Source organism: Maribacter sp. LLG6340-A2, from assembly GCF_045057105.1.
Taxonomy (GTDB): Bacteria; Bacteroidota; Bacteroidia; order Flavobacteriales; family Flavobacteriaceae; genus Maribacter.
Genome location: NZ_CP159332.1, coordinates 22,414 through 37,848 on the forward strand (window position 1 = coordinate 22,414; position 15,435 = coordinate 37,848).

Below are 15,435 nucleotides of genomic sequence, written 5' to 3' on the forward strand. Positions count from 1 at the left end.
AACTTAATTTAACTATTTAGAAAATATATCGTAAGCCAAATTGTGCCTGCCATCTGGACAGTAGACTTGCATCATAACCAAAAGTCTCCGTTAAATCCGGATTAAATGTATATGTAGGTACGTTAGTATTTGCGTCTACAGATACACCAACAGGTTGTACATTATTAGGCTGTTGCACCAATCCCCAATTAGAGTTGATCATATTTCCTATATTCAATACATCTATACTAAATTGAACGGTATTGGTCTTGGTAGCAGAAACGTTGAATTTATAATCCTGAAGAATTTTTAAATCCCATCTGCCTCTCCAAGGTGCCAAAGCGCCATAACGTTCAGCGTATTCTCCTCTTCTTCCGCTCAAATAATCATCTTGCTCTATATAATTATTAAACGCAGCTCCTTGACCTGAAGCGGCAAATTGCATTTGATCGATTTCTGCAGGAGTAGGTACATAGATCAAATCATTGATTCCTGAACCATCCCCATTAATGTCACCACCATAGGTATAGTTGAACCTACCACCTTGTGCATATTCAAAAAAGGTAGATATAGTTGTTCCCCATTTTTCATTACCATAGGTCCAATTTTTACTGGCCACACCAATGAACCTATGTTTATCCCCATATTTGGAAGGCGCTAATACATCGGCATTGGCATCATTGACCACAGGATTACCAACAAAGGCATCGGAAGTAATTTCCGCTTCAATAGAGTTTACATCTTTAGCATCCAAATAACTATAGGCCACCATGGTATACAAACCGTTATCAAATGTTTTTTGAGCTTTTAAAGACGCATTCCAAATTCTACCCTTATTGGAATTGGTAAATACATAGGGCCCTGCTCCCAAACCAAAGCTATTTAATAAATCGTCCTCCGTATAGACTGCCCTGGTATCTACTCCTGACAAATTACCCGATGGTGAAGTCAACGCCCAGTTCTGTACATGTGGACCGTTGATATCCTTGGTGTACGATATATCTGCAGTTAGTACAAGACCATTATCCAAACGCTTATCTGCACCTATGTTTGTTCTCCATACCTGTGGAAACTTATATTCCGGGTCTACTGCCTGTAAGAAAAATACATCTGGGGCAGCAATCTGGTTTCCTAACCATACAAACGGAAAACGTCCGGTAAACAGACCTGATCCTCCACGTAATTGTAATGAGCGGTCACCATATACATCGTAGTTAAAACCTACTCTTGGTGAAATCAACCAATCATTGGTGGGCATTTGGGTATTGTCTATAAATACGGTTTCTCCGGTATTTGGATTTTGGTAAGGTTGGTCTGCTATTACAAACCCTCTGTCTATAACATCTTGTGCTTTTTCGGCAGAATCATAAAACAAAGGCTTATCAAACCTTACACCATAAGTCAACTTAAATTTCTCACTTAGGTTCCATTCATCTTGCACGTAAAATGCCAATTGACCTACATTAGTTTCGGCCAAGGCCCAACCTTCACCATCTGGCACTGCGTTATTGGCATTGAAAGTGGCTTGTGGACCGGCAAAATCATAAGCAGTTGCATCAAAATCAGCAATATCAACACTCCCGAATAAATCAAAACCGTAAGCGGTAAGGTTAAAGGAATTATCGAACATAAATTTTTCCAATGAAAAACCTACAGTATACGTATGGTCCCCTTTATAGAAATTAAGATTATTGGTTACCTGAAAAACTTTTTGGTCCAACCTATTATTTGCTGAAAATGGCTCATGCCCCGCAATGATATAATTGGAACCATCCTTTGAAATATTTATTGATGGTGCAGGCGTAGAAAACGGATTTCTATAATCGTTGAAATGCGTGTATCCTACTTGCAACTTATTGGATGCAGTTTCTGACAGGGTGGAATTTAATTCTACCTGAACCGATTTTAGTTCATTATTTATTTCATACCCTGAATTTTGGAACTGAAGGGTATTGGCATTTGGTCCCCTGAATTGAATTGCAGTTGGGTGTGCCGGTTTTTCCTTACTGGCATTTAGGAAATTATAAATAACCGCTAATCTATTATTATCATTGATGTTCCAATCTAACTTAAACAAACCTTTGGTTGACTCTGCCTTATGCACAAAGCCCTCATAGGCTCCAGGATCATAGCCAACGGCAAGTAATTGATCCCTTACCGCAATTAAATCGCTCTCAAGAACCCTAGACTCATTAATTGCTCCTGATCCTGTATTAGGTACCCAACCATTGGTCCCTAAATCTGTTCTATCATCTTTTTCAAAATTCGCAAAAAAGAACAGTTTGTTTTTAATTACCGGGCCACCAATACTTACACCATATTGATTTTGTTCCAGTTTTGGTTTAACCACATCATCTCCCCTAACCTTGCCTCCGGTCATATCTTCGTTTCTAAAAAAACCATAGGCCGTTCCATGAAATTCGTTAGAACCACTTTTGGTTACCGCATTCACCGATGCTCCTGTAAAACCTGACTGCGTTACATCATATGGAGCCGTGGATACTTGAATCTGATCTATTGCATCTAAGGAAATGGGTTGTGAGTTTGTTTGCCCTCCTGGTGTTGCCGCATCTAACCCAAAAGGATTATTGAAAATTGCTCCGTCCAAGGAGAAATTATTGAATTGATCGTTTCTACCTCCAAAAGAATTTCCGCTTGCCGTTGGCTCTAGTCTTGTAAAATCCTGTGCCGACCTGGATATGGTAGGTAAACGTGTTAGTTCCCTTCTACCTACATTGGTCTCTGCCCCAGTCCTGTCACTACTAAAAGTACCAGAACGATCAGAAACTACGGTTACTTCATCCAATGATTGGCTTTCACTGGCCAATTGGGTATCTACATTAAAGGTCTGACCTAATGACAAATACACCTCATTTAATGTATAAGGTTTAAAACCAACATACGTTATTTCCAATTCATAAGGACCGCCAACACGCAAGTTCAATAGGTTAAACCTACCGTCCTCATTGGTAATAGATCCATATTTTGTACCCGTTGGAGTATGAACGGCAACAATATTGGCACCGAATAAAGGTTCTTTCTGATCATCAACGACCAAACCCCTAATATTGGAGGTCGTGACCTGAGCGTAACTTGTTACTGTTACGATCAAAAATAACAGTTGAAACAATACTTGTTTTTTCATAAAATTAGTTTTGAGAAGGTTATGAGTTATTTCCCCAAAAATAAGCATAAAAAAAAGAGCTATGCATGCATAGCTCTTTTTAAATTATTAACAATCTTGATGTTACTTCTTCTCAGCAACAACTTCAAATCCAAAATCAACGATTACCTCGCGGTGTAATCTGATCTGTGCATTGTAAGGACCGGTTCGTTTAACCGCACCACCTTGTATGCTTATGAATTTTTTGTCTATTTCGTGACCTTCTTTAGCAAGTGCATCTGCTAAATCGCCATTAGTTACAGAACCAAAAAGTTTATCTGCAGCTCCTGTCTTAGCAGATATCTTCAATTCCAAAGCTTTTAAAGCCTCTTCTGTCTTCTTAGCGGCATCTATAACTTTCTTCTCTTTGTGTGCTCTTTGCTTTAGGTTTTCAGCCAAAACTTTCTTAGCCGAAGTAGTAGCCATAGTGGCTAAGCCTTGAGGAATAAGGAAATTTCTTCCATATCCGTTCTTAACATTAACTATATCGTCTTTAAAACCTAAATTTTGTACGTCTTCTTTTAATATAAGCTCCATGATACTTTTCTTATTATTTTAATAAATCAGCAACATATGGCATTAATGCCAAATGACGAGCTCTCTTTACGGCCTGTGCCACTTTTCTTTGATACTTCAATGAAGTTCCAGTAAGTCTTCTAGGTAACAATTTACCTTGCTCGTTTACCAACTTCAATAAAAAATCAGCATCTTTATAATCCACGTACTTAATACCGGATTTTTTAAAACGACAATACTTCTTTTTTGTGTTGGTCTCAATGTTCAATGGAGTTAGATATCTGATCTCTCCATCCTTTTTTCCTTTTGCCTGTTGTTGTAATGTTGCCATAATACTTAAGCTTTAGCGGTTTTTTTATTTCTTGTTCTTCTTTTTTCTGCCCATGCAATTGCGTGCTTGTCCAATTTAACGGTCAAGAAACGCATAACACGTTCATCTCTTCTGAACTCCTGCTCGTAAGGCATAACAACCTCACCGTTGCTCGTGAATTCGAACAAGTGATAAAATCCACTTTTCTTGTTTTGTATAGGGTAAGCTAATTTCTTTAGCCCCCAATTCTCTTTGGCTACCATTTTGGCGCCATTCTTAATTAAGAAATCCTCGAATTTCTTAACTGTTTCCTCTATCTGTACATCAGATAGAACGGGATTCAAAATGAAAACAGTTTCGTAATGGTTCATATTATATTTGTTTTAAGGAGTGCAAAAATAGATATTATTTTAAAATAATTATAAGAAATGTGAATATTCTTCGTTATTGAATGGTAACAACATGAAAAAATAAACCAAATCTTAAACTTATGATCATTACCAAATACACGATCAACACTGCATTGTTCACATCTTTTGTTGTAGTTCAGCAGGTTTTTTCGGTTATTTGTCGATGATTTAACCCCACAAATCAGCCCTTATGAAGTTAAGAAGTATCATCGTTGACGACTCGTCCATGCAAAGGATGGCCGTTGCAAAGTTGGTAAACAATCATCCTAATTTAACTATGGTAGCAGAATACAGCAATGCTATCGAAGCTAAAAACGGAATCAAGAACCATGAGATCGATCTTATTTTTCTTGATGTTGAAATGCCAATCATTACCGGGTTCGACCTACTCGAGTCCCTAGAAAACAGTCCTCAGGTAATATTGATTACCGGTAAACCAGATTATGCACTAAAAGCATTTGACTATGATGTAACGGATTATTTACATAAACCGATTACCATGGCACGCTTTGATGCATCTGTGAAAAGAGCGGTTGCCAATTACGAACAAATGCATCGTGTAAACGAAGATGAAGAGCACATCTTTGTAAAGAGCAACCTTAAGAAAAGAAAGGTTATTTTAAATGATATTAAATGGATCGAAGCACTTGGCGACTATATTAAATTAGTTACCGATGAAGCCAATATCGTAATCTTATCAACAATGAAATCTTTTGAAAAGCAATTGCCAGAAGATAAGTTTTTAAGAATTCACAAATCTTATATCATTAACCTTGAGAAGGTTGAAAAATTCAACAGTAAAAATGTTGAAGTTAGCGGTAGATCTATACCTCTAAGTAGAAACAAAAAAACAGAATTGGCCGAAGCGCTAAGCAATGTATAAAACATATGAGATAATACTACTCTAAAAGACCGCCTAACGGCGGTCTTTTTATTTTATATATGATCTACATTGTAAATGACCCGTACACTACGGTACATTGAAACCGCCTTAAAAGAACTTTCAATACGCCTAATGTTATATTTAGTCCCGGCCAAGGATTCACCTATTTTCACTTTTATAACGATATGCTTTAAATATTGATTTCTTATTCTTGCCACGGGCGGGTACTCCGGTCCTAGTACCGTACCTCCAAAATTTGTACGCAATGCCCCGGCAAACCAATCTGCTGCCTCATTGATGACATTATAATTTTTATGTTTAAACGTTACCTTAATAATGCGGCAAACCGGCGGATACTTAAATTGACCACGCTCATACAACTGTTCTTTATACATACCCTCATAATCTCCCGTAGTCACTTGTTTTAAAATTTGATGATACGGGTTGTACGTTTGTATTAAAACCTTGCCTCTTTTTTTTGTACGCCCTGCCCTACCCGATACTTGGGTCAGTAACTGATAGGTTCTTTCATGCGCTCTATAGTCGGGGAAGTTTAAAAGGGAGTCCGCATTCATAACCCCAACTAAATTGACATTTCTAAAATCCAGACCTTTGGTAAGCATTTGGGTACCCACTAATATGTTCAACTCTTGCTGTTCAAAAGCTGTTATAATTTTTTCATATCCATGCTTGCCCCGGGTAGTATCTAAATCCATACGACCAACTTTGGCATTAGGGAACAACGCTGTTACTTCCTTTTCTATCTGTTCGGTACCAAAGCCTTTAGTATCCAATTCTGGACTACCACACGCAAAACAACTTTCTGGCAATGCGGTATGATGACCACAATAATGGCAACGTAACTGATTCCTATATTGATGATATGTTAAACTAACATCACAGTTGGGGCATTGTGGAGAATGTCCGCATGTTAAACACTCCATTAATGGCGCAAATCCCCTTCTATTTTGAAAAAGTATGATTTGCGAACCTTCGTTCAAGGTTTCTTCCATTTCAAGAAAAAGTCGTTCAGAAAAATGACCTTTCATCTTTTTCTTTCTTTGCGACTCTTTAATATCCACTAATTCCATATCCGGCATAAGTACATTACCGTAACGCCTTGTAATTTCCGCATAGCCATATTTACCGGTTTGTGTATTGTAATAACTTTCAACACTGGGAGTAGCGGAGCCCAATAAAACATTCGAATTATGAAGATGACCTAAAACTATGGCCGCATCTCTAGCATGATAGCGTGGTGCCGGATCAAATTGTTTGAACGAGCTCTCGTGCTCTTCATCAATTATAATTAAGCCCAGTTTACTAAATGGTAGGTACATTGCAGACCTGGCCCCTATGACCAATTGTGCTTTTGGTTTAGCCTGCAATACATTTTGCCAAACTTCAACCCTTTCCTGTACATTGTATTTTGAGTGGTAAATTGCTATTTTCTCACCAAAATATTCCTGTAGCCTACTGATCAGTTGGGTAGTAAGTGCAATTTCTGGCAACAAATACAAAGCCTGCAAGTTTTTTTGCAGACACTCCTCTATTAATTTTACATAAACTTCCGTCTTACCTGAAGATGTAACCCCTTTTAACAAGGTAACCTTACCAGCTTCAAATGAAGATTTAATATCCCCTAAAGCCGCTTCTTGATATTCATTTAAATCTTTGGAATCTGAGCTCTCATTTTCCCCATCATAATTAACACGATCGGTCTTTATAAAATATTCTTCTAAAATCCCCTTATCAACCAAAGATTTTATAACCGCCTTTGATGCGTTACTGGCTTGCTCAAGCTCTGAAACCTTAATAGGTTTTTGAGTTTTACCCTGCAATTGAAATAGCGACAATACAACTTGGCTTTGTTTGGGAGCCCTTGTCAAGGATTTTAAAAGTTCCTCCAGTTTTTCGTCTGATGTATGTTCGTTTCCTAATTTAACATACCTGACCAATTTAGGCTTATACTGTTCATAAACCTCTTCTTTAAGTACGATGACTTTTTTGGCCAACAAACGTTCCAATACCGGCAACACATTTTTTCGTTCTACTATGGCAGATACTTCTTGGACCTTAAGAACAGATTGATGCTGTAGAGCTTCAAAAACCAAAAACTCGTCATCTAACAGTTCTTCCTCATCAATCTCATACTCATTGTTCCTTAACACCAGGGTTTCACTTTCTAACAAGAATGCACTAGGCAGCGCACTACGGACCACTTCGCCCAAGGTACACATGTAATATTTGGCAATCCACTCCCAGTGTTTTAATTGAGTAGTATGTACAATGGGGAAGTCATCTAAAAGCTGATGTATCTCCTTTGCTTCATAAGCTTGTGGCGGGTCTTGATGAATATCATGAACTAAGCCGGTATAAATTTTGGATTTACCAAAGGGTACCGCAACACGCATACCGGGCTTGAGCAACTTAGCTTCTTCACTGGTGATACTATATGTAAAAAGTCGCTCTAACGGAATGGGCAATATAACATTGATAAAGTCTGCCATACCAATTACCCCTCTACACGGACCCAGGTTTGGGTTCTATAGATAAATGCCAAATACCCCCTAACTTTTAATTCATCTGAATTATCTGGGTTTAGCCATATCTTAAACCTAAACGTCATAGCTTGTTCTGGATCAAAAAGTCTTTTCCCCTTCCATTCACCGTCATCGTTAGGTTCACCAGCGGTTATAATCTCCATACCTTCTACAGGCTTATCCTTTAACGCTCCATCACATTTTGTACAGGTAACCCCTTCTTTCCCCTCTTCCAGAATTTTAATGACTTTACCATACATTAATCCGTCTTTCTCATAAATTTCTATGACTCCTTTGGGCAAACCTGTACGATCATCAATAGTCTTCCACTTGCCAAAAACAGATTGACCAAATGTACTTACGGTACACAATAATGTACCAATGAAATAAAACTTTACAATTAGGTCTTTCATTCTTTTCTTGTGATTTTTCTTAGTGTATTCAAGGAGGCGTTTAACTCAAACCCCAACAGCAATATATTGGAATTTAACCAGATGTATACCATTAATATCAACAAACCTCCCAAAGCCCCGTATAATTCATTGTATCGAGCAAATTTTTCCACATAAATACCAAAAAGATAGGACGTAACTAAAAACAATATGGTTGTCATTAATGCACCTACCGAGAAAAATTTTGCCTGCTTACCTTCTCTAGTTCCAAAATAATAAAGGATAGCAGTGGTAAAATATGATAAAATAATAAAGAACAAAACTTTTGCAATTTGGACCCCTATCACCTCATCTTCCCCTAAAATATATCCACCTTGTTTTGCCGCAAATTCTGACAGATAACCTAAAACGTAAAATTCAAAATAGATAAACGCCACAAACCCCACTATAATAAGAATAGCCAAAATTAAGCCTACCATCAAAGCATAAAGGTATTGACGAAAGAAATGGCGGGTTAGCTCAATATGATACGATGTTTCAAATCCTCCAAAAATTGAATTTACACCATTTGCTATCAAAAAAATAGACAATAAAAATGCGGATGATAAGAGACCGCCACGTTTCTGATCTTTTATTTGGGTAAACACTTCGCCAAAATAATCGCCCGTAGCACTAGGTAGAAAAGATTCTAAAAAAAGCTGAAACTGAACATCAAAATCTCCATGTTCTATACTAATGTAAGACACCAAGAAAGGTACCAAGGTAACCATAAATATTATCAAAGGAAACAATGCCATAAACAGACTAAAGGCAATAGCACTGGCTCTTGTAGAAAGCGTTCCCCTTAAAACTCCAAGCACATACATTTCCAGAAGGTCGTAAATAGAAAGCCCTTCAAAACCTGGCAACCTGATTTGTTTTAAAAACCTGACCACCCAATTTACAATTGGTATTTTCTCTAGCTTTTCTTCGACCTCTAAAGACATCTACACTGCTTTTAAGCTCAAATCCAAATTATAAACCGAATGTGTTAACGCACCAGAAGAAATATAATCTACACCACATTCTGCATACTCCCTTATGGTCTTTTCATTAATACCGCCCGATGACTCTGTTAAACAAGTATCCCCAATTAATTCTACCGCTTTTCGGGTATCTTCATAATTGAAATTGTCTATTAAAATACGATACACACCATCTGATTTTAATATCTCTTTAATCTCATCTAAATCTCTTGCCTCCACTATAATCTTTAAATCACGACCTGTTTCTTTCAAGTAATTTTTGGTTTTATCTATTGCCTTGGTAATACCGCCGGCAAAGTCAATATGATTATCTTTTAACATAATCATATCATAAAGGGCAAACCTGTGATTTTCACCACCCCCTATTTTTACCGCCCATTTTTCAAGAGCACGTATACCCGGTGTGGTTTTTCTAGTATCTAATATCTTTGTTCCTGTTCCTTTTAAAAGGTTTACGAACATATTGGTTTTTGTTGCAATAGCGCTCATTCTTTGCATAGCGTTCAGTACCAAACGTTCCGCTTTTAATATGCTTTGCGAACTTCCTTCTACATAAAAAACAATATCGCCATGATTTACCGGTGTACCATCTGTGAGCAATACATCTACCTTTAGATTGGGATCAACAAAATAAAAAACCAGCTTGGCAAAATCTACTCCGGCAATAATTCCCTCATCTTTAACCAATAACTTGGCCTTGCCAGTTGCACTATCTGGAATACAAGCCAAGGAACTATGGTCGCCATCACCTACATCTTCCCTAATGGCATTTGCAATGATTAATTTTATCTCTTCTTTAAACTGGTGTTCTGAAATCATATATTTATAATCTATTGTTACGCTAATTTACAAATCCATTTGTGAAATTGATTTACTTTTGAACTATGACTATAAAACTTTTGGCCATTGGCAAAACCGATAGTTCCCAATTGCAAGAACTTATTGACATTTACCATAAAAGGTTACAACATTATATCAATTTTGAAATAGAAATTATACCCGATTTAAAAAAAACCAAGAATTTATCCGAAGAACAGCAAAAAAATAAGGAAGGCGAACTTATCCTAAAAAAATTAGCTCCTACGGATGTTCTTATTCTATTTGATGAAACAGGAAAGCAATTAAGTTCAGTAGAATTTTCTCAATACTTGCAAAAAAAAATGAATACCGGTATAAAGAGATTGGTCTTTTTAATTGGTGGGCCTTATGGCTTTAGCAGTGAGGTTTATGCAAAGGCTTCAGGTAAAATTAGTTTGTCAAAAATGACCTTTTCACATCAAATGGTACGTCTATTTATAACCGAGCAGCTCTACAGAGCGTTTACTATTTTAAGAAACGAACCCTATCATCACCAATAACCGGCATATTCATGAATCTTTTAGAATAGTAGAATAATACTGGTAAAACATGAACACAAAAAAAATTCGATTTTAGATATAGAATCCTAAACCGAACTTTTTACTTCTTTTTAAATGCTAAAAGATTTTAGTAAAGCACTCTAAATTTAATTGTATTCTCTACTTTTTTCAAAGCCTTGATTACATCTTTATTATATTCTTTGTCCAAATCTGTAATTACATACCCTACTTCATTATCAGTAGACAAATATTGGCTGGAAATATTCAACTCATATTCTGCCAAGACCTTATTGATCTTTGCCATAATACCGGGAACATTCCTATGAATATGCAAGAAACGGTGAACGTTATTTTGCTTTGGCAAACGAATATTAGGGAAATTTACCGCATCTACCGTGTTTCCAGAATTTATATAATCCATAATTTTATTAGGCACAAAATCTGCAATATCTCTTTGTGCTTCTTCTGTACTACCACCTACATGCGGAGTTAGGATTACATTATCAAAACCTTGTAATTTAGTTTTAAATTCTCCGTTGCTTCTTGGCTCATCTGGGTAAACATCAATTGCAGCACCACCTATTTGTCCAGACTTTAAGCTTTCTGCCAATGCGTCTATATCAACAACAAAACCACGAGAAAGGTTGATCAACATGGCACCTTTTTTCATTTGGTTCAATTCTCGTTCACCAATGAAGTTTTTGTTAGCTTTATTATCATCTATATGTAAGGTAACGACATCCGAAACACTTAATAAATCTTCTAAAGTGTTACATTTTACCGCATTACCCAAAGCCAATTTATCATCTACATCATAGTAATAAACCCGCATACCCATAGCCTCGGCTAAAACGGATAATTGTTTACCTATATTACCATAACCAACAATACCTAAGTTCTTTCCACGAACCTCTCGAGAACCGGCGGCTGTCTTTTGCCATTGTCCTTCGTGTATTTCCCTACTACGGTCAAATACACTACGCATTAGCATTATAATTTCACCTATGGCCAATTCTACTACGGACCTAGTATTGCTATACGGTGCATTGAACACCACAACTCCTTTTTTCTTTGCATGCTGCAAATCTATTTGAGTAGTACCAATACAAAAGGCACCAACGACCAATAGCTTATCCGCGGCATCCAGTACTTTTTGGGTGACCTGGGTCTTTGACCTTATACCTAGTACATGAACGCCCTTGATTTTTTCAAGAAGTTCTTCTTCTGGTAAACTATGTTTAATAAGTTCTACGGAAAATCCATCTTCGGATAGGTTTTCAAATGCAGCGGTGTGCACATTTTCTAACAATAGGACCTTGATCCTATTTTTTGGGTACGAAATATTTCTTGGCAACTTGTTCACAAATAAAAATTCATCTAAACTGGGTGTAACAAAATCCGCATTGTTTGCGGCTTTTTCTCTATGCACGTTTTCTGTATATGCAAAAAATTTATCTGCAATACCTGCTTCGCGCATTACATAATCGCTGTATCCATCCCCAATGACCTGAACTTCACCGTCCAAGTTCATTTGCTTAAGGCAATCTATTTTGCCATTATGTTGGGACAATACATTATTTTCATCAAATCCGATAATATTACCTTCCTCATCAAACTTAAATGTATTGGCATATACACGATCGGAAGGAATGTTATACTCTTCTACAATAGGATCAATAAACTCCTTAAATCCACATGATATTACATAAATATCATCTGCATACTTTTCAAAAAACTCTTTATTGGAGGCTATGGATTTTGAAATTTTATTTCGAAGCTCTTTCACCAAGCCATCCAAATCTTCTTTTTTGGCATTCAGCAACTTTATACGCCGCTCCAATGATTCCGTAAATGATATGTCACCATCTATCCCTAAATTGGTGATTTTCTGGATTTCCCTGATTACATCTTCTTTATTGGACCTACCCTCTAAGGTCATTTCCGCAAGAACATCCAGTGCCTCTACCCTGGTCAAGGTACTGTCAAAATCAAAAACGTATTTTCTACTCGTTTCGGTCATTACCAACTACTGTTTTGGATTAAGGGTTTTAAATAAAATTAAGTATCAAAAGTAAAAATTAAATTTGTCCTGTTAAACGATATCTTGCAAATAAAACAAAAAGGTAAAGTAATGGTGTATATATAATCAAAATGCCAGTGTTATTTTAAAAACTGTATAATCACATTAGCAAATTCCTTGGTCTTGTATGTCTTATTATGATTACCCTTTACCATAGTAAAATTTCCATTCTCAAAGGTTCTCGCCAAGGTATTGGGGTTCCCGTTTTCCTTATCCTGATCACCACAAACTACCAAAACCTCCGTGCTAATGGCATTTAACTCATTAATTGATGTTACAGGTTGATGTTTCTGCTGCAAATGTAGAGACCGTAAATCTGCCTGTATGGATTTGGCATAATCTACCGCATCTTTAGTTTGTTCATTACTATCGCCTTTAAATGCATTGGCAAACATTATTCTTTTATTCCATTTAGGATTGGTAAAATCTATTCCCATACCCCCTAAAACCGCTTTCGAAATCCGTTTATCTACCGTGAGTAATTTAGCTAGAAGAATACTACCTCTTGAATACCCTACTGCACTATATGATTTAACCTCTAAATGATCCATTAACAACTTTAAATCTGTTACTTCCGCATTGTTGATATATGCATCATCATTTTGTGGTTTTCCCGAATCGCCGTTTCCTCTTAAATCAGGTATAATTACCCGATACCCTTTTGCCAACAAATCATTTTTCAACGCGGTATTATCCCAAGATTTGCGGCTATTGATAAACCCATGAATCAATAATACAGCCCTGCCTTCTCCTTGATCGGTATAAACAATGGGTACACCATCAAATGAATTAAACCTATTTTCCTGGGCACCACAGACCATTGAAAATAATACGATACCCGTTATAAAAAGACTTTTCTTGAGCATGATATTAATATTGTGCCATATAAAGTAATCCCGCCAAAATTGCCAAACCAAAACTTACCAGTGTTCCTATTAAAATATATTCAGTAAGCTTTCTATTGTTACGTTCCTTAAGGTCATTAAACCTGAACACAGACTTAGCCGCTATTAATAATCCAATGACTTCCCACCTACCTATTACTATAAAAATCAAAACAAATAGGCGTTCTATCATTCCTATATATTTACCGGCATTTGGCAAGGACTTATGATCAGTTTCTATTTGGTTGGACATACCTTCTAAAATCTTACCCATAATAATTGCGGCCGGATATGTAACAAATACTATTGCCGTAATTAAATACCAATCTAGATGCTGAAACAACATAGCAGTTTTACTATATAGATTCCCATAAAAAACACATATATAAACCAGCATTATGTGCAAGGCTTGGTCTATAAAAAAAGGAATACTTTTATTTTTAAATAACGGACCTGCATATAGCTTAAGCAAATCTATTCCAAAATGACCCAATGCTATCACTAGCGCAATATGCCACATATCAAGGTTCCACAATAAGAGCATGTATAATGCAAAATGTAGCAATATGTGGAAGTACAAATACCTTGAAGTTATTTTGTTGGATTCTTTGTGTACCACCCATTTAACGGGTTGAAGTATGAAATCACCAATTAAATGCGCCAAAATCAATTTTATAAATACCAACATTCTAAATTTCAGTTATTACTTCTTTATAATAGGATAATAAATCCAATACCAAATCTAATCTTGCTCTTTTTAAACGCTGGCTCACTGCAGATTGCTTAATACCTAGTTTTTGAGCTATTTCTTTTTGTGAATCATTAGGATAATCCAAGACCAAGGTTACAATTTCTGCGGACACCACGCTCCAATCATCCATAAAATCAAGAGCTAATTGCAACATAAGGTTTAATGTTCTATCATGGGTCTTATCTCCTGTAGCAATACTTAAATTGACCTTACTTTCCTTAAGCGATTCAAAATTTCTCCCTGAACGTTGGTAGGCAGGTCCGTTAGATTCCGTTACCCCAGAACCTATATAGGTCTCTAGCCCTACCCCTATTCCCATTCTTACATCAAGACCTTTAATAGTCTTTAGCATTGCCTTTATTCTAATTGCGGTGAACAGGGCATTCTGTTTTTTTACTTTGAGCTGAAATTCATCCCCTCTATATATTTCCCAATTCATAGGTGATGGTCCAAATTCATTAAAATATGATTTCAATAAACCTATCCATTGCGAAGAGGGATAATTTTCAGAATTTATGATATCTCCGGTAATAATTGCTATCATGATTATTATTTAAAACACTAATATATTCAATTATAAGTAAATTAACTAATATTTACAAGTATTAGTGATTTAACTAATATAGCATTAAAACCAACGTCTAGTTAGTGTACAATATTCTTTATAGGCACGACCAAATTTTTCCTTTAAACTTAATTCCTCAGGAATAATTTGAAACCGGTTCATATAAGCAACAAACCCAGCAGCGACCAACGTATTGAAAGCGTTGCCCAAATACACTCCCAATGCCAATAGAAACAATAACATGGCCAAATACATAGGATTTCTTGAGTATTTAAAAACTCCGTCAACCACTAAATTGCTTGCTTTATTTGGACGGGTAGGATCCACAGTTGTCTTGGCCCTATAAAATTGAAACAAAGACGTTACTACGATAATTACGGCAAATAGTAGCAAGACCTTAAAAAGAACCATACGTCCAAAAAAGTCAAAATGACCAAAAGGTAACACTAGATCAAGACCAAACATTAAAAGTCCAAAGACTACAAAAACAACTGCAGGAGGTAACTTTAATTCCATTTTATAAAATTACTATTTTTGAAAATCAAAACTAATTTATTGATTCCCCAATTTATTGAA

15 protein-coding genes are annotated in these 15,435 nt (G+C 36.3%); 2 read left to right on the top strand and 13 right to left on the bottom strand.

From position 1 onward, the window contains the following. Positions 1-16: 16 nt before the first annotated feature. The 4 genes from ABVM52_RS00115 to rpsF form a co-directional block, all read right to left on the bottom strand. Positions 17-3,124, bottom strand: coding sequence for a carboxypeptidase regulatory-like domain-containing protein (locus tag ABVM52_RS00115; protein ID WP_405382489.1), 3,108 nt, complete (start codon positions 3,122-3,124; stop codon positions 17-19). A gap of 102 nt (positions 3,125-3,226) precedes the next feature. After that, on the bottom strand, positions 3,227-3,679 hold the full coding sequence (gene rplI, locus ABVM52_RS00120) for a 50S ribosomal protein L9 (protein WP_405382491.1): 453 nt from the start codon (positions 3,677-3,679) through the stop codon (positions 3,227-3,229). Positions 3,680-3,692: 13 nt separating this feature from the next. Then, positions 3,693-3,989, bottom strand: a complete 297-nt coding sequence (rpsR, locus tag ABVM52_RS00125) for a 30S ribosomal protein S18 (RefSeq protein ID WP_027067300.1) — start codon at positions 3,987-3,989, stop codon at positions 3,693-3,695. Between the two features lie 5 nt (positions 3,990-3,994). Continuing rightward, positions 3,995-4,339 carry a 30S ribosomal protein S6 gene (gene rpsF / locus ABVM52_RS00130; RefSeq protein ID WP_089260160.1) on the bottom strand — a complete coding sequence of 115 codons (345 nt, stop codon included), beginning with the start codon at positions 4,337-4,339 and terminating at the stop codon, positions 3,995-3,997. 229 nt (positions 4,340-4,568) lie between these two features. Between rpsF and ABVM52_RS00135 the strand changes: the two genes are divergently transcribed. Further along, the gene (locus ABVM52_RS00135) at positions 4,569-5,261 is read left to right on the top strand and encodes a LytTR family DNA-binding domain-containing protein (protein ID WP_058103007.1); all 693 of its coding nucleotides are present in this window, start codon (positions 4,569-4,571) and stop codon (positions 5,259-5,261) included. 53 nt (positions 5,262-5,314) lie between these two features. Here ABVM52_RS00135 and priA read toward each other — a convergent pair whose 3' ends face one another. Genes priA through nadC form a run of 4 tightly spaced genes read right to left on the bottom strand, consistent with a single transcriptional unit; the run spans position 5,315 to position 10,040 of the window. Beyond that, positions 5,315-7,771: a primosomal protein N' gene (gene priA, locus ABVM52_RS00140; RefSeq protein WP_405382494.1), complete on the bottom strand. Its 2,457-nt coding sequence runs from the start codon at positions 7,769-7,771 to the stop codon at positions 5,315-5,317. A 5-nt stretch (positions 7,772-7,776) separates the two neighbouring features. Continuing rightward, the gene (locus ABVM52_RS00145) at positions 7,777-8,217 is read right to left on the bottom strand and encodes a DUF2147 domain-containing protein (protein WP_405382496.1); all 441 of its coding nucleotides are present in this window, start codon (positions 8,215-8,217) and stop codon (positions 7,777-7,779) included. After that, on the bottom strand, positions 8,214-9,182 hold the full coding sequence (locus tag ABVM52_RS00150; protein ID WP_405382498.1) for a YihY/virulence factor BrkB family protein: 969 nt from the start codon (positions 9,180-9,182) through the stop codon (positions 8,214-8,216). Before ABVM52_RS00150 ends, ABVM52_RS00145 begins: the two co-directional genes overlap by 4 nt. Next, a complete protein-coding gene (nadC, locus tag ABVM52_RS00155; RefSeq protein ID WP_405382500.1) occupies positions 9,183-10,040 on the bottom strand; it encodes a carboxylating nicotinate-nucleotide diphosphorylase in 858 nt (285 codons plus the stop codon). A gap of 65 nt (positions 10,041-10,105) precedes the next feature. Between nadC and rlmH the strand changes: the two genes are divergently transcribed. Then, positions 10,106-10,579: a 23S rRNA (pseudouridine(1915)-N(3))-methyltransferase RlmH gene (gene rlmH / locus ABVM52_RS00160; protein WP_405382502.1), complete on the top strand. Its 474-nt coding sequence runs from the start codon at positions 10,106-10,108 to the stop codon at positions 10,577-10,579. Positions 10,580-10,706: 127 nt separating this feature from the next. Here the strand turns inward: rlmH and serA are convergent, their stop codons facing one another. The 5 genes from serA to ABVM52_RS00185 all read right to left on the bottom strand — a co-directional run bounded on the left by serA (position 10,707) and on the right by ABVM52_RS00185 (position 15,375). Further along, a complete protein-coding gene (gene serA / locus ABVM52_RS00165) occupies positions 10,707-12,599 on the bottom strand; it encodes a phosphoglycerate dehydrogenase (RefSeq protein WP_405382504.1) in 1,893 nt (630 codons plus the stop codon). A gap of 140 nt (positions 12,600-12,739) precedes the next feature. Further along, a complete protein-coding gene (locus ABVM52_RS00170) occupies positions 12,740-13,525 on the bottom strand; it encodes an alpha/beta fold hydrolase (RefSeq protein ID WP_405382506.1) in 786 nt (261 codons plus the stop codon). A gap of 4 nt (positions 13,526-13,529) precedes the next feature. Then, positions 13,530-14,231 carry a DUF3307 domain-containing protein gene (locus tag ABVM52_RS00175; RefSeq protein ID WP_405382508.1) on the bottom strand — a complete coding sequence of 234 codons (702 nt, stop codon included), beginning with the start codon at positions 14,229-14,231 and terminating at the stop codon, positions 13,530-13,532. Position 14,232: 1 nt separating this feature from the next. Further along, positions 14,233-14,838 carry a SatD family protein gene (locus ABVM52_RS00180; protein ID WP_405382510.1) on the bottom strand — a complete coding sequence of 202 codons (606 nt, stop codon included), beginning with the start codon at positions 14,836-14,838 and terminating at the stop codon, positions 14,233-14,235. Between the two features lie 84 nt (positions 14,839-14,922). Then, complete coding sequence (locus ABVM52_RS00185) at positions 14,923-15,375, bottom strand: methyltransferase family protein (RefSeq protein WP_405382512.1); 453 nt, start codon at positions 15,373-15,375, stop codon at positions 14,923-14,925. Between the last annotated feature and the right edge of the window lie 60 nt (positions 15,376-15,435).